Consider the following 19,134-nt stretch of genomic DNA (forward strand, 5'->3'; position numbering starts at 1 on the left):
CCCGACTACTGCAATTCAACTCAGTCGGCCTTGTCGCCGCCTGCCAGATTCTTTTTTGCCCCGGTCTTGAAGTCGGTTTCGTACCAACCGTTACCGCTCAGGCGGAAACCGGGCACCGACAGCAGCTTCTTCAACGCAGGCGCCTGACACGCCGGGCAATCGGTCAGCGGCGCGGCGCTGATCTTCTGCAACACCTCCATCCGGTGATCGCAGGATTCACATTGATAGTCATACAGGGGCATGGATGTCTCTCGTCAACCACAACGCAGGCTGCCGGGGCAGCAAAAAGCGGGATTATATATGGTTAACAGGCGCTGCGCAGCCCGCCCGGCGATCAGCGTCCGCTCGGCGGCTCAAGCAGCCAGGCGACGCAGATCACCCGAATCAGGCCACTGAAGTTCCTCACCCCGCCCTGACGCAGGTGCACCTCGCGGTCCACGTACGACAGCACAGCACTGACCGAACAGCCATTGGCTGCGGCAATCCGCTCCAGGATGCGCCAGTAGACCGCCTCCAGGCGCAAGCAGGTGGAAAATCCGTTGAGCCTTACCGAACGGGACACCGGCTGGATCTGCAACATGTCGAAATCGGCCTTGAACGGGTCGACGCACTGCCGACCTGGCCAGCGCCCTTGATTACCCCCTCGCTTCATCGCTTGCGTCGTGTCTTGCATCGGGTCACTCCACTGCCACGGGAACTCAGCCCCAATGAAGCCCGCGACACCCACCGCTAAGCAGCGGCAAGGGTTTCCCGCCAAAACGCCAAAGCCCGATTGCGCTGGGCACAACCGGGCTTTATCAGGATTCCGACGCAATAAGACGACTATTTACCGTCCAACAGCACCCGCAACATCCAGGCCGTCTTCTCGTGCACCTGCATCCGTTGAGTCAGCAGGTCGGCGGTCGGCTCGTCACTGACCTTGTCCACCACCGGGAAAATGCTGCGCGCCGTACGCACCACCGCCTCCTGACCCTGCACCAGCTGCCGGATCATTTCGTCCGCTGCTGGCACGCCCTCTTCTTCCTTGATCGACGAATGTCGCGCGTAAAAGGCATAGGAACCGGGCGCAGGGAAGCCCAAGGCACGAATGCGCTCGGCGATCGAATCGACGGCCAGCGCCAACTCGTTGTATTGCTCCTCGAACATCAGGTGCAACGTGCGGAAGGACGGGCCGGTGACGTTCCAGTGAAAGTTGTGGGTTTTCAGATACAGCACATAGGTATCCGACAACAGGCGAGAAAGCCCTTCGACGATGGATTTGCGATCTTCTTCAGAGATACCGATATCGATTGCCATGAAGTTCCCCTTTTCCATGATGGCTTGTTGAACAAGCGGGCCCGAAACACTGTACCAACACTTTCCCCAACCCGCATGTGACACAAGGCAATGGATCGACGGCAACCGCCCTCGGTTTGAGAAGCCCCCGCCTTTGCTGTTAAATAGGCACGGTGCCACCCGTGCGGATTGTCATTGCCGGGTGCATAGGCTGGCCTGCCACGTGTTCGCGCTCTACACCTCATGCGCACCGTGCCGCCAGCTCTTCCTGTGATCGGCCTTATCAACTGTGAGCCAACCCATGTTCAAGATCGTCCATCTGGTGACGGGCGTAGCGGCTTTGCTGCTGTCGCTCATACCTGGCCTGAAAACCGATGCAACACCTTTCCTGCAACAACCCGACGCGGTCTACCTCGCCCTGCTCGGCCTGCTCAACCTGCTGCTCGCCCCGGTCGTACCGCTGTACTACCGAGGCGCTCGCCAGCAATTGCAACACCTGGCCTGCGCCCTGCTGGTGGTGGCCGTGGTGCTGCAGACCCTGACGCTGCTGGCACGCCCGGAAATGGGCAACCTGGCCGCCCTGGTCTGTGCGGCATTGGCCGTCGCGCTGCACCTGGCCGCTGGCTTCGCGCGCAGCGGCCGCAAAGCCCGCAGCACCCAGCAGGCGCCCCTGGAAGGCGGCAAGCGCGATACCGGCACCGTCAAGTGGTTCAATACCTCGAAGGGCTTTGGCTTCATCTCCCGCGATTCGGGCGATGACATCTTCGTCCACTTTCGCGCCATTCGTGGCGAGGGCCACCGCATTCTGGTCGAAGGCCAGCGCGTGGAGTTTTCGGTGATGCATCGCGACAAGGGCCTGCAAGCCGAAGACGTGGTCGCGGTTACCCGCCGCTGACCGTGCATGGCCCTGGCCACCCCAGGGCCGCCCTTCAATAATGTGGCGGAGGCGCCTCTTCGCCTTCACCACCATATTGCCCGACCATTTCTTCGTATCGCTTGATCAGCTCGGCCATCTGCAACTGCAGGCGCTCGATCACCCGCCCCTGCTCGACCACCACATCATTCAATGCCTGAATGGTGTCATCCTGGAACGCCTGACGGGTCTCCAGCTCGATGATGCGCGATTCGGCAGACATTTCAGGCCTCCTGGTATTGATCATCGAGCCGCGCACGCAGGCGCTGGCGTATGGCGTCGACCTGCCCTGGGCCGTACTCGATCGCAGGCACCTTGCCCCACACCGGCGCCGGCCAGGCTGCATCGCCATGGCGGCGTACGATGACGTGCATGTGCATCTGGCTGACCACGTTACCCAACGTGGCCACATTCATCTTGTCGCCAGCGAACTCATCCTTGAGGACTTCAGCCAGGTAGGTGGTTTCCTTCCACAACTGGGCCTGCTCATCGGTGCTGAGGTCGAACAGCTCGCTCACACCTTCGCGCCGTGGCACCAGGATGAACCAAGGGTAATTGGCATCCTTGCTCAGCAACACACGGGACAATGGGAAATCCCCCAGCACGAGGGAATCCTGCTGCAAACGCGAATCCAGGACGAACACGGCAAACCTCCTAAGAAAACAGCCCCGTCGAATGCGGGAAAACCTGCGCAGAGGATACCCTGCTTCGCCCCTTTGGACATGCAACGGCTCGAATTGCGCTCACTTTCGGTTCACGGACGAGCCACCTTTGCACGCTTGCGGTAACACTGCGCTACTTTTCGCACCAAAATGATGCCGAAAATGTGGATCCCACCACACATCCCCCCACGCAAACGACTCAACTTGAACAGTCCGCGGTAACACATTGACTTTTAAGGCAGCTTTTGGGCATTTGCCGACGTGCTTCGGCGGCAGACCACCCACCCCGATACCGCCCCGTATTTGCGGGACTTCGCGCCCCTTGCCCGGGGATTTTGTGAAAATTTCATGAAGCGTTGCGAATTTTGAGCACGGTTGTTGCATTCCCTTCACGCCAAGTCGGCACGACACCTGCATTGACCGGGTGGACGCGACAAATAACAACAGCGGCATTGGAGGCACCAGGGAGTTTCTCGAACCGGACTTTCTTATTACAGATCGATTACGGTGACAGAAACAGCGCTGGCGTTGTACGCCTCACTTGGGGAGGCGTGATTTGCGACATGGAACTACCTAGAAGCGACATGAGCGTAACGTTACCGAAAGGATGTTTATTCCCATATCGCCAACAACAGTCAGCGTGCTATACATTTTCGCCGACATAACAAGAAAGAGCTGTCCCATATAACTAAAAAACTTGGGCACAGCGGTACTCTTCCTAAAAACCAAAGGAGCAAATCACGATGCGCGTGATGAAGTGGAGCATGATCGCCCTGGCCGTTGCGGCAGGGACCTCGCAGTTCGCCGTAGCCTCTTCGCAAGACGAAGCAAAAGGTTTCATCGAAGACAGTTCGCTGAACCTGAAGACTCGCGCCATGTACATGAACCGCGACTTCAAGCACGGTGCAGGCAACATTGCCGACCCAACCCGCTCCAGCGGCTTCAAGAGCGGCCACCGCGAAGACAGCGGCGCATCGCTGCTGGGCACCTTCGAATCCGGCTTCACCCAGGGCACCATCGGCGTGGGCGTTGACCTCATGGCCATGGGTAGCGTCAAGTTCGATGGCGGCAAAGGCACTGCCGGTAACGGCCTGTTCCGCACCGACAGCGACGGCCACCCGGAAGATTCGCAAGGCAAAGGCGGCGCAGCCGTCAAGTTCCGCCTCTCCGACACCACCCTGAAGTATGGCCGCCAGTTCGTCGCAAGCCCTGTGTTCGCGACCGATGACAGCCGTCTGCTGCCAGAAGTGGCGGAAGGTACCTTGATCACCAGCAAGGAGATCAAGGGCCTGGAATTGAGCGCCGGTCGCTTCACCGCGCTGAGCTCGCAAACCGGCATGGGCAAGGACAGCATCAACGGCAAGCACACGCCTGGCCTGACGTCGGCCAACATTGCCGGTGCCACCTACTCCTTCACCGACAACTTCGTCGGTACCCTGGCAGCCTCTGATGTCGATGACTACTTCAAGAAGCAGTACATCAACCTCAACTACACCCTGCCGATCGATGATACCCAAGCGCTGAACTTCGACTTCAACGGCTATCGCTCCAAGGACCAGGGCCAGAAACTCTACGGCGAACTGGACAACAAACTGTGGAGCCTTGCAGCTGCCTATAGCCTGGGCGGCCACAAGTTCACCCTGGCCTACCAGCGCTCCAGCGGCGACACCGGCTACCTGTATGGCGTCGATGGTAACGGCACTGTCTTCGTGTCCAACTCCATCCAGATCTCCGACTTCGTCGGTGCCGAAGAGAAATCCTGGCAGGCTCGCTACGACCTGAACATGGCTTCCTACGGCGTACCTGGCCTGAGCTTCATGACCCGTTACGTCTACGGTGACAACATCGAGACTACTTCCAACACCGAAGGTAAGGAACACGAGCTCAACGTCGAGTCCAAGTACGTCATTCAGGAAGGCCCGGCCAAAGACCTGTCCTTCCGCGTACGCTACGCCGTTTACCGTGCAAACAACGCGTACAACGCCGACTACGCTTCGGACAACAACGACCTGCGCCTGATCCTCGAGTACCCGCTGAGCATCCTGTAAGCTTCGGCCGACAGCGCTTCGCAATTGAAAAAGCCCGGCACATGCCGGGTTTTTTCTTGGCTGACAACTGCCAGCCAGTGCTGCATTCTGTACGCTTTCGTTTCGCCCCCGTACAATGCGGGGTCATTTCACATTCAGGCAATCGACACGGCTCACCATGCGCACCAGTCAATATTTGCTCGCCACCCAAAAAGAAACCCCTGCCGACGCCGTGGTTATCAGCCACCAGCTCATGCTGCGCGCTGGCATGATCCGCAAGCTGGCCTCCGGCCTGTATACCTGGCTGCCGATGGGCCTGCGGGTAATGCGCAAGGTCGAGGCCGTGGTCCGCGAGGAAATGAACGCTGCTGGGGCCCTGGAAGTGTTGATGCCAAGCATCCAACCTGCCGAGCTGTGGCAGGAGTCCGGCCGCTGGGAGCAATACGGCCCTGAACTGCTGCGCCTGAAAGACCGCCACAATCGTGACTTCTGCGTCGGCCCGACCCACGAAGAGGTCATCACCGACCTGGCCCGTAACGAGCTGTCCAGCTATAAACAGCTGCCGCTCAACATGTACCAGATCCAGACCAAGTTCCGTGACGAGATCCGCCCGCGCTTCGGCCTGATGCGCGGCCGCGAGTTCATCATGAAGGACGCCTACTCGTTCCATGCCGACCAGGCTTCCTTGCAAGAAACCTACGACCGCATGCACCAGGCGTACAGCAATATCTTCACTCGCCTGGGCCTGGACTTCCGCCCAGTGCAGGCCGACACCGGCTCTATCGGTGGTAGCTACTCTCACGAGTTCCACGTACTGGCCGAGTCCGGCGAAGACGACGTGATCTTCAGCGACACTTCCGATTACGCAGCCAATATCGAGAAGGCCGAGGCCATCCCGCGCGAAACCGTGCGCCCTGCGCCAACTGAAGAACTGCGCCTGGTCGACACCCCGAATGCCAAGACCATCAAGGATCTGGTGGACAACTTCGGCCTGCCGATCGAGAAAACCGTCAAGACCCTGATCGTCCGCGGTGCCGAGGAAGGCAAACTGGTCGCCCTGGTGGTCCGTGGCGACCACGAGCTCAATGAAATCAAGGCCGCCAAGCTGGAACAGGTTGCCGACCCGCTGGTCATGGCCACCGATGCCGAACTGCGCGAGGCCATTGGCGCCGGTGCTGGCTCGCTCGGCCCAATGAACCTGCCGATGGAGTGCATCATCGACCGCTCGGTCGCCCTGATGAGTGATTTCGGCATCGGTGCCAACATCGACGACAAACACTACTTCGGCGTGAACTGGGAGCGCGACCTCCCCGTCCCGCAGGTCGCTGACCTGCGTAATGTGGTCGAAGGTGACCCGAGCCCGGACGGCCAGGGCACCCTGGTGATCAAGCGCGGTATCGAAGTGGGTCACATCTTCCAGCTCGGCACCAAGTACAGCGAGGCGCTCAAGTGCCAGGTACTGGGCGAGAACGGCAAGCCGGTCACCCTGTCCATGGGCTGCTACGGCATCGGCGTGTCCCGCGTGGTCGCCGCGGCCATCGAGCAGAGCTATGACGACAAGGGCATCATCTGGAACGACGCCCTGGCCCCGTTCCAGATCGCCCTGGTACCGCTGCGCTACGAAACCGATGTGGTTCGCGAGGCAACCGACAAGCTGTACGCCGAGTTGACGGCTGCCGGCTTCGAAGTGTTGCTGGACGACCGTGACAAGAAGACCAGCCCAGGCATCAAGTTTGCCGACATGGAGCTGATCGGCATCCCGCACCGCATCGTCGTCAGCGATCGCGGCCTGGCCGAAGGCAACCTGGAGTACAAGCACCGCACCGAGCAAGAGGCTCAGGCACTGCCGCTCAATGAAGTGCTGACCTTCCTGCAGGCCCGCGTTCGCCGCTGATAACCAATGCACGAGTGATCATGTCCAAGCGAAGTACCTTTACCCTGGGGGGCGCCGCTTTGTGCGGCGCCCTGCTGGTCAGCGGCTGCGCCAACCAGATGTCCCAGCGCAGCGAGCACGAGGAACGCGTCGAGCGCAAATTGCTCGAGCACAGTCTGCAGATCGATGTCGGCGAGCCGAAGGTGATGGAACTGCCTCAACGGCGCGTTCGGGTCAATGAGCAGAAGCGCTTCGAAGTCACCGAGTTCGAAGTCACCCGTCGCTATGACCGCTACACGCCCTACCAGCCCTGGCGGGAGATCTACGAGATTCCGCTGGGTGCGGTGGCAGTGGTTGCCGGGATCGGCGCCAATGTGGTCAACGTCTTCGCCTTGGGCAACCTGCCGGACAGCGTCACGCACGATTGGCTCAACTACGGCGTGGCCGGGGTAAACCCGTTCATGAACGTGCAGTCCAATGGTCGTGCTCAGCAAAACCTTGCAGGCATCAGCGAAGTGCAGAAGGGCAAACGTGAAGAGTTCACCAGCATGCCCTGGAGTGAACGCCTGGTCGAGGTGAAGGCTGGCAAGCAAACCCACGAGCTGACCACCGACAGAAACGGCGTCTTGCGCCTGAACCTGCTGGACAGCCCGTTCTCCGAGCAGCACCTCAACCACGTCGGCACCCTGCACCTGCATGTGGCTGATGAAGAGAACGCCGTGCGTGGCGATGCCAGCTTGTTGGTCAGCGCCACGCTGCGCAACAAGTTGCTCGAAGCCCATGAGCTGATTTTCGATGACCTGGAAGACGATGACGTCGGCCAGTGGGTACACCGGGTCAAGCGCCTGTCGGAGCTGGGCCTGGAAGAAGAGGCCAGTGAAATGGAGCAGAGCCTGATCGAGCTGACCCGCAACGATCCGGAGCTGCAACAGGAGTTCCTGCAAGCGCTGACCAAGGCTACCGGCCGGTTGGTGGCAGATCCGGGCGTGCAGTAATAAAGCATCGCTGATAAACCGGCCCCTCCAGATACCGCTAAAAAAGCCAGACGCTCGACTCCGTGAAAGCGGCCTTGCGTCGCGTTAGGGCTACACAGGAGCTCTATCGTGACGCAAGGCCGCTTTCACGAGGTTGGCCGACACTGCATTGCTCACGGCCCTGGGAACAGCTCCAACTGCTCATGGGCCCCTCGCAAGTCCCGCAGCCTCACCCCTACCCCCAGCAAACGCACCGGCTTTCCGCCACGGGCAAAAGCCTGGCTCAGCAACTGCCGATAACTTTCCAGATCCCTGCCCGCCCCCGCCTGCTCCAGGGTGGTCTGGCTAAAGTCATGGAACTTGACCTTCACGAAAGGTTTGTCCGGTCGATAGCTGCTGTCCATTCGGGCGATTCGCTCATTCAGACTGGCCAACAGTTCAGGTAACCGTTCAAGACAGCTGGCGAGGTCAGGCAGGTCGGTGTCGTAGGTGTTCTCCACACTGACCGACTGCCTGCGACTGTCGTTGTGCACTGCCCGCTCGTCGATACCGCGCGCCAGCCCCCATAACCGCTCGCCGAAACTGCCGAACTCGCGCACCAGCGCAAGTCGCGACCAATCCCGCAGGTCATCGCATGTGTCGATCCCCAGGCGCGCCAGCTTATCTGCTGTGACCTTGCCGACGCCATGCAGCCTGGCCACCGACAAAGCGGCGACGAAAGCCTCCACCTCATCTGGAGTGATGACGAACAGTCCATTGGGCTTTCGCCAGTCACTGGCAATCTTGGCCAGGAACTTGTTCGGCGCCACACCCGCCGAAACCGTTATGTGCAAGGTGCGCGCGACCCGCCGACGAATATCTTCGGCAATCCTTGTAGCGCTGCCGGAAAACCACTGGCTGTCGCTGACATCCAGATAGGCCTCGTCCAGCGACAACGGCTCGATCAGCTCGGTATAGTCTCGAAAAATGGCGTGGATCTCGCGCGAGGCCTCGCGGTAGGCATCAAAGCGCGGCTTGACGATCAGCAGGTCAGGGCACAGCTTGAGTGCATGCCGCGAGGACATGGCCGAACGCACGCCATAGGCGCGGGCCTCGTAGTTGCAGGTGGCGATCACCCCCCGCTGTTCGGGCTGCCCCCCTACCGCCATGGGGCGCCCCGCCAGACTCGGGTCGTCACGCATCTCGATTGCGGCATAGAAACAATCGCAGTCGATGTGAATGATCTTGCGCTGGGACATGGCCTACCATCGGCACTGTAAATTCATACAGATAGTAGCGTAAGCGCCCCTTATGGAAACAGCCCGCATGCGACAAGACCGGCCAATCGGGCTGAAAGCCACGTCAATCCTGAGCTGCGGACTCATTGCATACGCTAAGAGATTGAACAAAAAAGGTTTTTTTCACGAAACAGCTTGACATAGGGAAGCAAATCCGTAGAATTCGATCTCACAGGCGCGGGATGGAGCAGCCTGGTAGCTCGTCGGGCTCATAACCCGAAGGTCGTCGGTTCAAATCCGGCTCCCGCAACCAGATTCGAGAAAAGGCCACTGTTCACACAGTGGCCTTTTTCTTTGGCCCTTGAAAAAGGCGCGGAAGAAAAATGACGAAAAATCAATGCTTAATGCTTGACAGCCGTCCGCGAAACTGTAGAATGCGCACCACTGACGCGGGATGGAGCAGCCTGGTAGCTCGTCGGGCTCATAACCCGAAGGTCGTCGGTTCAAATCCGGCTCCCGCAACCATATTCGTCAGAACAAACCCCGCCTGTTTAACAGCAGCGCGGGGTTTGTTGCTTTTCCCCTCCAGGAAATTCCCCGCCTTACCCCCCCCCTACGGCCAGGCCCCGTGTATTGGATGAACTATCTTTAACCCGCTCGGACGGCTAAAAGCGACGTCGCCCGGAGTAATATCTGGATACGTTTTCCAAAGGGACTTTCTCTTGGCCGCACCTTTCCCCCACCTCGCGCTGTGTGCACGGGGTACCCCATGACCTCCCGCAACCCTGAGCCTCAGGCTACCATCGCCTCGGCCCTACCCAGCGCCGCGCACCAGCTGACCTGGCTGGAGCGCATAAGCCGTTATCGCCAACCCATCGGGCTGGCGGTGACCTTGTTGCTGTTCGCCATGGGCCTGATCGCCTGCCGGCACCTGTTGAGCGAACTCGACATCTATGCCTTGCACGATGCCATGCTCAGCGTGCCGACCCGTGCGCTGCTCGGCGCCTTCGTGGCCGCCGTGGTGGGCTTCGTGATCCTGCTCGGGTACGAATGGTCGGCCAGCCGCTACGCAGCCGTGAAACTGCCGCTACGCACTTTGGTGCTGGGTGGTTTCAGTGCGTTTGCGATTGGCAATGCCATCGGCCTGTCGATGCTGTCTGGCGGCTCGGTGCGCTACCGCCTGTATGCGCGCCAGGGGCTGGGTGCCGGGGAAGTTGCGCGGATGACGGTGTTCGCCAGTCTCTCCCTTGGCTGCGCGCTGCCTCCCCTGGCAGCCTTGGCCACCTTGAGCGACCTCTCTGCCGCAGCCACCGCCTTGCATATGGCGCCAACACTGTTGGCAGGTATCGCGATTGCCGTGCTGGCCGCATCCGTCGTGCTGGTCATCGGGCTATACCGCCGACGCCAGGCCGAACAACCCTTGGCCGACAACCTGCTGGTACAAGTCGGACGCCGTACACTGCGCCTGCCCGGGGCTCGCCTGACGCTGCTGCAGTTGCTGATCACCGCCCTGGACGTCGCTGCGGCAGCCACCGTGCTCTATCTACTGCTTCCAGAGGCTCCGCCATTTGGCGCGTTCGTGCTGGTGTACCTGTTGGCCCTGGCCGCAGGCGTGCTCAGTCACGTACCGGGTGGCGTCGGCGTCTTCGAAGCGATTCTGCTGGCAGCCTTCGCTGACCAATTGGGCGCAGCGCCCCTGGCGGCGGCGCTGCTTCTATACCGCCTGATCTATGTCGTGCTGCCGCTGCTGATGGCATGCGTGCTGCTGCTGGCCAACGAAGCCCGTCGCTTACTGTTCGCCCAGCAGGCTATCAAGGCAGCCTCCGGGCTGGCGGCGCCGATCCTGGCGATCCTGGTGTTCCTCTCCGGCGTGGTCCTGCTGTTCTCCGGTGCGACACCGGAAATCGACACCCGCCTCGAACATATGGGGTTCCTCGTACCTCACCGACTGATCGATGCCTCGCACTTTGGCGCCAGCCTGATCGGTGTCCTGTGCCTGCTGCTGGCCCAAGGCTTGCGGCGCCGACTGTCGGCCGCCTGGCTACTGACCACTGTGTTGCTGCTGGTCGGTGCCTTGTTATCGTTGCTCAAGGGCTTCGACTGGGAAGAAGCGAGCCTGCTGACCGTGACCGCAGCCTTGCTGGCGTTGTTCCGTCGCTCGTTCTACCGCCCAAGCCGCTTGCTGGAACTGCCATTCTCGCCAATCTACCTGGTAGCCAGTGCCTGCGTGGTCGGAGCGTCGGTCTGGTTGCTGCTGTTCGCCTATCAGGATGTGCCCTACAGCCACCAGTTGTGGTGGCAGTTCACCCTGGACGCCGATGCCCCGCGTGGTCTTCGCGCCGCGATGGGCAGTGCGGTACTGCTGGTGATCGTCGCCCTGACCTGGCTGTTGCGCACTGCCCGCCCAGTGATCCACCTGCCAGATGATGATGAACTGCAGCGCGCCCACCAGATTCTGCTGGCCTCCGACCAACCCGACGGAGGCCTGGCCCTGACTGGCGACAAGGCGCTGCTGTTCCACCCAAGCGACAAGGCCTTCCTGATGTATGCGCGCCGTGGTCGCAGCCTGGTGGCCCTTTACGACCCCATTGGCCCTGCGCAAGAGCGCGCCGAAATGATCTGGCAGTTCCGCGACCTGTGCGACCTCCATCATGCCCGCCCAGTGTTCTACCAAGTGCGAGCGGAGAACCTGCCCTTCTATATGGATATCGGCCTGACCGCGCTCAAGCTCGGCGAAGAGGCCAGGGTCGACCTGCGCCGCTTTGACCTCGAAGCCAAAGGCAAGGAAATGAAAGACCTGCGCTACACGTGGAACCGCGGCGGCCGCGATGGCCTGAGCCTGGAAATCCACGAACCCGGCCAAGCGCCCCTGGCTGAACTGAAGGAGATTTCCGACGCCTGGCTCGGCGGCAAGAACGTGCGCGAGAAAGGCTTCTCGCTCGGGCGCTTCAGCGCCGAGTACCTGCAGCACTTCCGTATCGCCCTGATTCGCTTCCAGGGCCGGCCGGTGGCCTTCGCCAACCTGCTGGAAACCCACAGTAACGAACTGGCCAGCCTGGACTTGATGCGCGCTCACCCCGAAGCGCCGAAGCTGACCATGGAATTCATGATGATCGGTCTGATCCTGCATTACAAAAGCCGAGACTACGCACGCTTCAGCCTGGGAATGGTTCCGCTTTCCGGCCTGCAACCGCGCCGTGGCGCCCCGCTGACACAGCGGTTGGGTTCGATGGTGTTCCGCCGCGGCGAGCAGCTTTACAACTTCCAGGGTCTGCGGCGCTTCAAGGACAAGTTCCAACCGGACTGGGAACCCCGTTACATGGCCGTGCCGGCCGGGCTCGACCCGCTGGTGGCACTGGCTGACACTGCCGCCCTGATTGCCGGCGGCCTGACTGGATTGGTGAAACGTTGATGATCCGACGCTATTGGTTGTACGTACTGGTTCCCTTGCTGCTGGCCGCGCTGTGCGGCGCCCTGGCCTTCTGGCTATGGGCTCGCCCGGCGCCCGAGGCGCGCCTTGAACAGCTGACCCTGGACGGCACCAGCATGACCCGGGTAACTCCGGGGGTTCACGCCAAGGCCAGGGTCGCCATCGGCGTACCCCAGGACCAAGCCCTGACCGGCAAGCAACTGCTGGACCTCAGCCAGGCTGGCGAAGCGCAACTGGTGCAAGTGATTCTGCCGCCGAGCGACTGCGCGAAACAGCAACAGGCGATGGACCAGGCCCTGAGCCAACTGTCCGACAAGCCGACCCTGGTTGCCGGTATTGGCCCGGGTGCGGCTCAAGCCTGGCGCTGGCTGGCCAGTCAGAGCGATGACAATGCCCGCGCCATCTCCGTCGACTTCAGCCTCGAACAGCCGGGCTGTGCCACTGCCCTGCCGAAGTCTGCGGCCCACGGTCACTGGAACGTAGCCTGGAACGACAACCCCGATGACGCCAGCGCTGCGTTCGTGCGCGACCAGGCCAATGCCGAGACCAGCATCAGCGATTACGACATCCATCTGCCGCAGGTACTCAAGACGCAGTTGACCCAGGCATTGGTCGGTCGCGACGGTAACGCGCTTGCCATTCCGGTGGTGGAAGTCCCGGCTGGCCAAACCACCGATACCGTGACCCTGTTCCTCTCGGGCGATGGCGGCTGGCGTGACCTCGACCGCGACGTGGCGGGTGAGATGGCCAAGCTCGGCTACCCTGTGGTCGGTATCGACACGCTGCGTTACTACTGGCAGCACAAGACCCCGGAGCAAAGTGCCGCCGACCTGTCCGAACTGATGCAGCATTACCGTCAGAAATGGGGCACCAAGCGCTTCGTGCTGACCGGTTACTCGTTCGGCGCAGATGTGCTGCCAGCCATTTACAACCGCCTGCCTGTCGAGGATCAGCAGCGAGTCGATGCCGTGGTTCTGCTGGCGTTCGCCCGCAGTGGCAGCTTCGAAATCGAAGTCGAAGGCTGGCTGGGCAAGGAAGGTCAGGAAGCGCCGACCGGGCCGGAAATGGCCAAGCTGCCAGCGTCGAAGGTAGTGTGCGTCTATGGTGTTGAAGAGACCGACGAAAGTGGTTGCACCGACAAGACTGCCGTGGGCGAGCGCCTGAAACTGCCAGGCGGGCACCACTTCGACGAAAATTACCCGGCCTTGGCCAAGCGCCTGATCGGCGAGATCGAGACCCGTCAGGGCAAGTCCAGCGTCGCTGAACAGAACTGAGGCGTAGCCACGCTCCCACAGGATTACCGTGGGAGCGGCTTTGTGTCGCGAATGGGCCGCAAAGCGGCCCCTGATCACAGCCTCCCTGCATCCAGAAGGGCTGCTACGCAAGGCCGCGATGCGCGTCAGATCTCGACTTGAGTCCCCAACTCGATCACCCGGTTCAACGGCAGGTTGAAGAATCGCAGGTTGCCGTTGGCATTCTTCAGCAAGAACGCGAACAGGTTGCCCCGCCAGCGCGACATCCCTTCCAGGCGCGAAGCGATGACCGTTTCACGGCTGAGGAAGTACGTCGTGCGCATCGGGCTGAAATCCAGCTCATCCAGATGGCACAGCTTCAGCGCTTCAGGCACGTCGGGCTCGTCCATGAAGCCAAAGTGCAGCAACACGCGGAAGAACCCATCGCCGTAGGCCTCCACCTCGAAACGCTCCTGCTCCGGCACCCTTGGCCGGTCTTCGCTGACCACGGTCAGCAGCACCACCTGGCTGTGCAGCACCTGGTTGTGCAGCATGTTGTGCAACAAGGCATGAGGCACTGCATCAGGCCGCGCCGTCAGGAACACCGCGGTGCCCTCGACGCGGTGCGGCGGCTGCACGCGGATGCTGCTGATGAACACCGGCAGCGGCAAGCCGCCTTCGTCGATACGGTCCACCAGAATCTGCTTGCCACGCTTCCAGGTGCTCATGAGCAGGTACAACACCCCGCCCGCCAGCACCGGGAACGCACCGCCCTGGACGATCTTCGGCACGTTGGCGGCGAAGAACAGCCCATCCACCAATAGGAAGCCCAGCAGAATCGGCACGGCCAGCACCGGCGGCCACTTCCAAAGCAGCAGCATCACGGCCGACACCAAAATCGTGGTCATCAGCATGGTGCCCGTCACCGCCACACCGTAGGCTGCAGCCAGGGCGCCAGAGGATTCGAAACCGATCACCAGCATTACCACGCCGGCCATCAGCGTCCAGTTGACCGCACCGATGTAGATCTGCCCCTGCTCGTGACTGGACGTATGCTGGATCTGCATGCGCGGGATATAGCCCAGCTGGATCGCCTGGCGCGTCAGGGAGAAGGCTCCGGAAATCACCGCTTGCGAGGCGATCACAGTCGCCAAGGTCGCAAGCCCGACCAAAGGCAGCAGCGCCCAGCCTGGCGCCAACAGATAGAACGGGTTGCGCGCGGCCTCGGGGTTCTGCAGCAAAATGGCGCCCTGGCCAAAGTAGTTGAGCACCAAGCCTGGCAAGACCAATGCGAACCAGGCGCGGGCGATCGGCTTGCGGCCGAAATGCCCCATGTCGGCATACAGTGCCTCGGCCCCGGTCAGTGCCAGCACGACCGCGCCGAGAATGGCGACCCCCATGCCCGGGTGCACGATGAAGAAGTTCACCGCCCAGCCCGGATTGACCGCCTTGAGCACCTCAGGGCTTTGCGAGATGCCATAAATCCCCAGCGTTCCCAGCACCACGAACCAGGTCACCATGATCGGACCGAACAGCTTGCCGATCTTGTCGGTGCCATGCTTCTGCACCAGGAACAGCGCCACCAGTACCACCAGCGAAATCGGCACTACCCAGTGGTCGATGCCTTCGAACGCCAGGCCCATGCCTTCGACCGCCGACAGGACCGACACTGCCGGAGTGATCATGCTGTCGCCATAGAACAGCGAAGCCCCGATCAGGCCACTGACCACCATCAGCGTGCGCAACCGCGGATAGGCCGCCGTGGCCCGCCGCGCCAGCGCCGTCAGGGCCATGGTGCCGCCCTCCCCCTGGTTATCGGCACGCAGGATGAACATCACATATTTGAACGACACCACCCATAGCAGCGACCACAGAATCAGCGACAGGATGCCCAGCACCCCATCGTGATTGACCGGCACTCCATACCCCCCGGAGAAGACTTCCTTGAGTGTGTACAAAGGGCTGGTGCCGATATCGCCATAGACCACCCCAACAGCTGCCACGAGCAGGCCCAGCGACCGAGCCGCGCCCTGTTTCTCGCCGTGCCCGCCCTCGGCGTGACTGCTTGCCTGAACCATCGACCACTCCCGCAGACGGCCCCGAAGGCCAATAGAATTCACTCCCACGCCTGGGCCCTGCACAGACCCGGACGCAACGGCGCGAAGCATAGCGCAGCGTTCGTCGTATTTCTGCTGGTCAAGCGACCTCGCGCTCGCTAGAATTGCGCACTTTTTGATCAGAGGCGCCAAAAACGCCCGCCTGGATCGCCCCGCCAGAGGCCGGGGTGGCCTGTTTCAATACCGAGGTTAGCCATGTCCACCACTCCCGCCACGCCGAAGGTCGGCTTTGTTTCTCTGGGTTGCCCCAAGGCCCTGGTCGATTCCGAGCGCATCCTGACCCAGCTGCGCATGGAAGGTTATGAAGTCGTGCCCACCTACGAGGACGCCGACGTCGTGGTGGTCAACACCTGCGGCTTCATCGACAGCGCCAAGGCCGAGTCGCTTGAAGTGATCGGCGAAGCGATCAAGGAAAACGGCAAGGTCATCGTCACCGGCTGCATGGGCGTCGAAGAAGGCAACATCCGCGATGTGCACCCGAGCGTGCTGTCGGTCACCGGTCCGCAGCAGTACGAGCAGGTGGTCAATGCCGTGCATGAAGTGGTACCACCACGCCAGGACCACAACCCGCTGATCGACCTGGTACCGCCGCAAGGGGTCAAGCTGACCCCACGTCACTATGCCTACCTGAAGATTTCCGAAGGCTGCAACCACAGCTGCAGTTTCTGCATCATTCCATCGATGCGCGGCAAGCTGGTCAGCCGCCCGGTGGGTGAGGTGCTGAGCGAGGCCGAGCGCCTGGTCAAGGCGGGCGTCAAGGAAATCCTGGTCATCTCCCAGGACACCAGCGCCTACGGCGTCGACGTCAAGTACAAGACCGATTTCTGGAACGGTCGCCCGGTCAAGACCCGCATGCTCGAGCTGTGCGAGGCCCTGAGCAGCCTGGGCGCCTGGGTGCGCCTGCACTACGTGTACCCCTACCCGAACGTCGACGATGTCATCCCACTGATGGCCGCTGGCAAGATCCTGCCGTACCTGGACATCCCGTTCCAGCACGCCAGCCCCAAGGTGCTCAAGTCGATGAAGCGCCCGGCCTTCGAAGACCGCACCCTGGCGCGCATCAAGAGCTGGCGCGAGCAATGCCCCGAACTGGTGATCCGCTCGACCTTCATCGTCGGCTTCCCAGGCGAGACCGAAGAGGACTTCCAATACCTGCTGGACTGGCTGACCGAAGCTCAACTCGACCGCGTTGGCTGCTTCCAGTACTCGCCTGTCGAAGGCGCTCCGGCCAACGATTTGGGCCTCGAAGAAGTGCCTGACGACGTCAAGCAAGAGCGCTGGGACCGCTTCATGGCTCACCAGCAGGCGATCAGTGCGGCTCGTCTGCAACTGCGCATCGGCAAGGAAATCGACGTGCTGATCGATGAAGTCGAAGAACAAGGCTCGGTCGGCCGCAGCTTCTTCGATGCTCCGGAAATCGACGGCAGCGTGTTCATCGATGGCGACCACGGCTTCAAGCCGGGCGACAAGGTTCGTTGCCGTGTGGTAGACGCCGACGAATACGACATGTGGGCAGAGCCCCTCTAAGGCAATGCACCGAAAAATACCCCGCCGACTGGCGGGGTATTTTTTTGCATCTATGGTGATCTCAATGGACCTTGAGGATCCCCGCGATGCCACCGGCAATGACGCTACACACACCGCACTTGAGCGACTACCCCGAGCTGGTCCGGGTCTGGGAAGCATCTGTGCGCGCCACCCACGATTTTTTGCCCGAATCCTACATCCTGCTGTTGCGTGAGCACGTCCTGCGTCGCTACCTCGATGCCGTGATGCTGATCTGCTGCAAAGACCGCCGGCAGCGTATCCTGGGCTTTGCCGGCGTGTCCAATGGCCAGGTCGATATGCTCTTCGTCGCCCCGGAAAGTCGCGGCATCGGCGTAGGCAAGCGGCTGCTGCACTACGCCATCGAAGAACTGAATGCCGAACGCCTGGATGTCAACGAGCAGAACCCTCAGGCACTGGGCTTCTACCTGCATGAGGGGTTCGAAGTAGTCGGTCGCTCGGAAACCGACGGACTGGGGCAGCCCTACCCGCTGCTGCACATGAAGCTGATTCGCACCGCATCCTAGGACACAAGACAACCAGAGCGTGCGACGCTTCCGAAATGGCGGAATTGACATAGATTCCCATCATCTGGAGTGCGCAGGCAGGTACAATGGTCGCCTTTCCCCGTTTTTGCGAATTACAGCCATGTCTGAACCCGTCCGCCTGTCCAAACGCCTGATCGAGCAACTCGGCTGCTCACGCCGCGAAGCCGAGCTGTACATCGAAGGTGGCTGGGTCACGGTCGATGGCGTGGTGGTCGAGCAGCCTCAGTTCAAGGTCGACAGCCAGCGCATCGAACTGCTGCCAGGCGCGCGGGCCGAGACGCTGGAGCCGGTGACACTGCTGATGAACCAGCCGGCCACCCTGGACAGCGAGACCGCTCGTGCGAGCATCAACATGGGCAACCTCAGCGAAGCCCACCGCGAAGGCGTGCGCCCTTTGCACGGGCACTTTGCCCGGCTGTCCTGTATCGCGCCGCTCGAGCGCGGCGCCAGTGGCTTGCAGGTATTCACCCAGGACTGGCGGGTGACCCGCAAGATCGACGCCGACCTGCGCCGCATGGAGCAAGAGTACATCATCGAAGTGCGCGGCCAGACCACGCCCCAGGCACTGGAACGCCTGGCCCGTGGCGCCACCCGCAATGACCGGGAACTGCCCAGGGCCAAGGCCAGCTGGCAGAACGAGACCCACCTGCGCATGGCCCTGAAGAACCCGCAACCTGGCCAGATCGCCGAACTGTGCGCCTACCTGCGCCTGGAGTTGCTCGGCATGCGCCGCATTCGCGTGGGCGGTGTACCCATGGGCAAGCTGGCGCTGGGCCAATGGCGCTACCTGGCCAGCACCGAACGTTTCTAAGCAAAGCGCCACGCCCTTGGCGTGGCTTTGAACAGGATTTAGCGACAATGAACCACAACGACGTCTTGCGCAGCCTGCGCTACATGCTCAAGGTGAACGACGCCAAGATGGCCGAGATCATCGGGCTGTCCGGCCTCGAAGTGCACCCGGTGGTGCTCGCCACTTACCTGAAGAAAGAAGACGAGGCAGGCTTCGTACGTTGCCCCGAGCGCGTCATGGCGCATTTCCTCGACGGACTGGTGATCTACCGCCGTGGCAAGGACGACAGCCGCCCGCCGCTGCCCGTCGAGCTGCCGGTGACCAACAACACCATTCTAAAGAAGCTACGGGTGGCCTTCGAGCTCAAGGAAGATGACCTGCACGCGATACTCAAATCGGTCAACTTCCCTGTTTCCAAACCCGAGCTCAGTGCCCTGTTCCGCAAGGTCGGCCATGACAACTACCGCCCTTGCGGCGACCAGTTGCTGCGCAACTTCCTCAAGGGCCTGACCTTGCGCGTGCGCGGCTGAT

At 61.4% G+C, this 19,134-nt stretch carries 17 protein-coding genes and 2 tRNA genes; 12 read left to right on the top strand and 7 right to left on the bottom strand.

Features of this window, described 5'->3' with window-relative positions; genetic code table 11:
- Positions 1-20: 20 nt before the first annotated feature.
- The 3 genes from IF103_RS18220 to IF103_RS18230 form a co-directional block, all read right to left on the bottom strand.
- Complete coding sequence (locus IF103_RS18220; protein ID WP_023381915.1) at positions 21-242, bottom strand: FmdB family zinc ribbon protein; 222 nt, start codon at positions 240-242, stop codon at positions 21-23.
- Between the two features lie 92 nt (positions 243-334).
- Entirely contained in the window at positions 335-673 is a 339-nt protein-coding gene (locus tag IF103_RS18225) for a ribbon-helix-helix domain-containing protein (protein WP_023381916.1), read from the bottom strand.
- Positions 674-822: 149 nt separating this feature from the next.
- Positions 823-1,296 carry a Dps family protein gene (locus IF103_RS18230; protein WP_023381917.1) on the bottom strand — a complete coding sequence of 158 codons (474 nt, stop codon included), beginning with the start codon at positions 1,294-1,296 and terminating at the stop codon, positions 823-825.
- Positions 1,297-1,576: 280 nt separating this feature from the next.
- Here IF103_RS18230 and IF103_RS25140 point away from each other — a divergent pair, with 280 nt between their 5' ends.
- Positions 1,577-2,170 (top strand): cold-shock protein, encoded by a 594-nt coding sequence (locus IF103_RS25140; RefSeq protein ID WP_027907399.1) that lies wholly within the window; start codon positions 1,577-1,579, stop codon positions 2,168-2,170.
- A gap of 34 nt (positions 2,171-2,204) precedes the next feature.
- Here IF103_RS25140 and IF103_RS18240 read toward each other — a convergent pair whose 3' ends face one another.
- Positions 2,205-2,411: a SlyX family protein gene (locus IF103_RS18240; RefSeq protein WP_023381919.1), complete on the bottom strand. Its 207-nt coding sequence runs from the start codon at positions 2,409-2,411 to the stop codon at positions 2,205-2,207.
- 1 nt (position 2,412) lies between these two features.
- The gene (locus tag IF103_RS18245) at positions 2,413-2,832 is read right to left on the bottom strand and encodes an HIT family protein (protein WP_023381920.1); all 420 of its coding nucleotides are present in this window, start codon (positions 2,830-2,832) and stop codon (positions 2,413-2,415) included.
- Between the two features lie 761 nt (positions 2,833-3,593).
- Between IF103_RS18245 and IF103_RS18250 the strand changes: the two genes are divergently transcribed.
- The 3 genes from IF103_RS18250 to IF103_RS18260 all read left to right on the top strand — a co-directional run bounded on the left by IF103_RS18250 (position 3,594) and on the right by IF103_RS18260 (position 7,745).
- A complete protein-coding gene (locus tag IF103_RS18250) occupies positions 3,594-4,898 on the top strand; it encodes an OprD family porin (RefSeq protein ID WP_023381921.1) in 1,305 nt (434 codons plus the stop codon).
- Positions 4,899-5,055: 157 nt separating this feature from the next.
- Positions 5,056-6,771 (top strand): proline--tRNA ligase, encoded by a 1,716-nt coding sequence (locus tag IF103_RS18255; protein ID WP_023381922.1) that lies wholly within the window; start codon positions 5,056-5,058, stop codon positions 6,769-6,771.
- Positions 6,772-6,791: 20 nt separating this feature from the next.
- A complete protein-coding gene (locus IF103_RS18260) occupies positions 6,792-7,745 on the top strand; it encodes a YceB family lipoprotein (RefSeq protein WP_023381923.1) in 954 nt (317 codons plus the stop codon).
- 152 nt (positions 7,746-7,897) lie between these two features.
- Here IF103_RS18260 and dinB read toward each other — a convergent pair whose 3' ends face one another.
- A complete protein-coding gene (dinB, locus tag IF103_RS18265) occupies positions 7,898-8,962 on the bottom strand; it encodes a DNA polymerase IV (RefSeq protein WP_202675542.1) in 1,065 nt (354 codons plus the stop codon).
- Between the two features lie 215 nt (positions 8,963-9,177).
- On the opposite strand from dinB, the gene IF103_RS18270 reads away from it, so the two are divergent.
- The 4 genes from IF103_RS18270 (at position 9,178) to IF103_RS18285 (ending at position 13,645) form a co-directional block, all read left to right on the top strand.
- Positions 9,178-9,254, top strand: a tRNA-Met gene (locus IF103_RS18270).
- Positions 9,255-9,389: 135 nt separating this feature from the next.
- Positions 9,390-9,466 (top strand) — tRNA-Met (locus tag IF103_RS18275).
- Positions 9,467-9,710: 244 nt separating this feature from the next.
- Positions 9,711-12,353 carry a bifunctional lysylphosphatidylglycerol flippase/synthetase MprF gene (gene mprF, locus IF103_RS18280; protein ID WP_202675544.1) on the top strand — a complete coding sequence of 881 codons (2,643 nt, stop codon included), beginning with the start codon at positions 9,711-9,713 and terminating at the stop codon, positions 12,351-12,353.
- Positions 12,353-13,645 (top strand): virulence factor family protein, encoded by a 1,293-nt coding sequence (locus tag IF103_RS18285; protein WP_202675546.1) that lies wholly within the window; start codon positions 12,353-12,355, stop codon positions 13,643-13,645. The genes mprF and IF103_RS18285 overlap by 1 nt, the downstream gene beginning before the upstream one ends.
- A gap of 125 nt (positions 13,646-13,770) precedes the next feature.
- On the opposite strand, the gene IF103_RS18290 is transcribed toward IF103_RS18285, so the two are convergent.
- A complete protein-coding gene (locus IF103_RS18290; protein WP_104881355.1) occupies positions 13,771-15,681 on the bottom strand; it encodes a potassium transporter Kup in 1,911 nt (636 codons plus the stop codon).
- A gap of 234 nt (positions 15,682-15,915) precedes the next feature.
- On the opposite strand from IF103_RS18290, the gene rimO reads away from it, so the two are divergent.
- From rimO to IF103_RS18310, 4 genes are all read left to right on the top strand, one after another.
- Positions 15,916-17,247 carry a 30S ribosomal protein S12 methylthiotransferase RimO gene (gene rimO / locus IF103_RS18295; RefSeq protein WP_023381928.1) on the top strand — a complete coding sequence of 444 codons (1,332 nt, stop codon included), beginning with the start codon at positions 15,916-15,918 and terminating at the stop codon, positions 17,245-17,247.
- A gap of 86 nt (positions 17,248-17,333) precedes the next feature.
- Positions 17,334-17,792, top strand: a complete 459-nt coding sequence (locus IF103_RS18300) for a GNAT family N-acetyltransferase (protein ID WP_023381929.1) — start codon at positions 17,334-17,336, stop codon at positions 17,790-17,792.
- 121 nt (positions 17,793-17,913) lie between these two features.
- Positions 17,914-18,624, top strand: a complete 711-nt coding sequence (locus IF103_RS18305; protein ID WP_202675547.1) for an rRNA pseudouridine synthase — start codon at positions 17,914-17,916, stop codon at positions 18,622-18,624.
- A gap of 47 nt (positions 18,625-18,671) precedes the next feature.
- Positions 18,672-19,133 (top strand): YehS family protein, encoded by a 462-nt coding sequence (locus tag IF103_RS18310; RefSeq protein ID WP_027907394.1) that lies wholly within the window; start codon positions 18,672-18,674, stop codon positions 19,131-19,133.
- Position 19,134 lies beyond the last annotated feature (1 nt).

It is taken from the genome of Pseudomonas sp. SK2, assembly GCF_016772395.1.
GTDB lineage: Bacteria > Pseudomonadota > Gammaproteobacteria > Pseudomonadales > Pseudomonadaceae > Aquipseudomonas > Aquipseudomonas taiwanensis.

Bases quoted from the DNA above. Each gene is read 5' to 3' on its own strand.
- IF103_RS18220 (WP_023381915.1), bottom strand. From the start codon at position 242: ATGCCCCTGTATGACTATCAATGTGAATCCTGCGATCACCGGATGGAG.
- IF103_RS18225 (WP_023381916.1), bottom strand. From the start codon at position 673: ATGCAAGACACGACGCAAGCGATGAAGCGAGGGGGTAATCAAGGGCGC.
- IF103_RS18230 (WP_023381917.1), bottom strand. From the start codon at position 1,296: ATGGCAATCGATATCGGTATCTCTGAAGAAGATCGCAAATCCATCGTC.
- IF103_RS25140 (WP_027907399.1), top strand. From the start codon at position 1,577: ATGTTCAAGATCGTCCATCTGGTGACGGGCGTAGCGGCTTTGCTGCTG.
- IF103_RS18240 (WP_023381919.1), bottom strand. From the start codon at position 2,411: ATGTCTGCCGAATCGCGCATCATCGAGCTGGAGACCCGTCAGGCGTTC.
- IF103_RS18250 (WP_023381921.1), top strand. From the start codon at position 3,594: ATGCGCGTGATGAAGTGGAGCATGATCGCCCTGGCCGTTGCGGCAGGG.
- IF103_RS18255 (WP_023381922.1), top strand. From the start codon at position 5,056: ATGCGCACCAGTCAATATTTGCTCGCCACCCAAAAAGAAACCCCTGCC.
- IF103_RS18260 (WP_023381923.1), top strand. From the start codon at position 6,792: ATGTCCAAGCGAAGTACCTTTACCCTGGGGGGCGCCGCTTTGTGCGGC.
- dinB (WP_202675542.1), bottom strand. From the start codon at position 8,962: ATGTCCCAGCGCAAGATCATTCACATCGACTGCGATTGTTTCTATGCC.
- mprF (WP_202675544.1), top strand. From the start codon at position 9,711: ATGACCTCCCGCAACCCTGAGCCTCAGGCTACCATCGCCTCGGCCCTA.
- IF103_RS18285 (WP_202675546.1), top strand. From the start codon at position 12,353: ATGATCCGACGCTATTGGTTGTACGTACTGGTTCCCTTGCTGCTGGCC.
- IF103_RS18290 (WP_104881355.1), bottom strand. From the start codon at position 15,681: ATGGTTCAGGCAAGCAGTCACGCCGAGGGCGGGCACGGCGAGAAACAG.
- rimO (WP_023381928.1), top strand. From the start codon at position 15,916: ATGTCCACCACTCCCGCCACGCCGAAGGTCGGCTTTGTTTCTCTGGGT.
- IF103_RS18300 (WP_023381929.1), top strand. From the start codon at position 17,334: ATGCCACCGGCAATGACGCTACACACACCGCACTTGAGCGACTACCCC.
- IF103_RS18305 (WP_202675547.1), top strand. From the start codon at position 17,914: ATGTCTGAACCCGTCCGCCTGTCCAAACGCCTGATCGAGCAACTCGGC.
- IF103_RS18310 (WP_027907394.1), top strand. From the start codon at position 18,672: ATGAACCACAACGACGTCTTGCGCAGCCTGCGCTACATGCTCAAGGTG.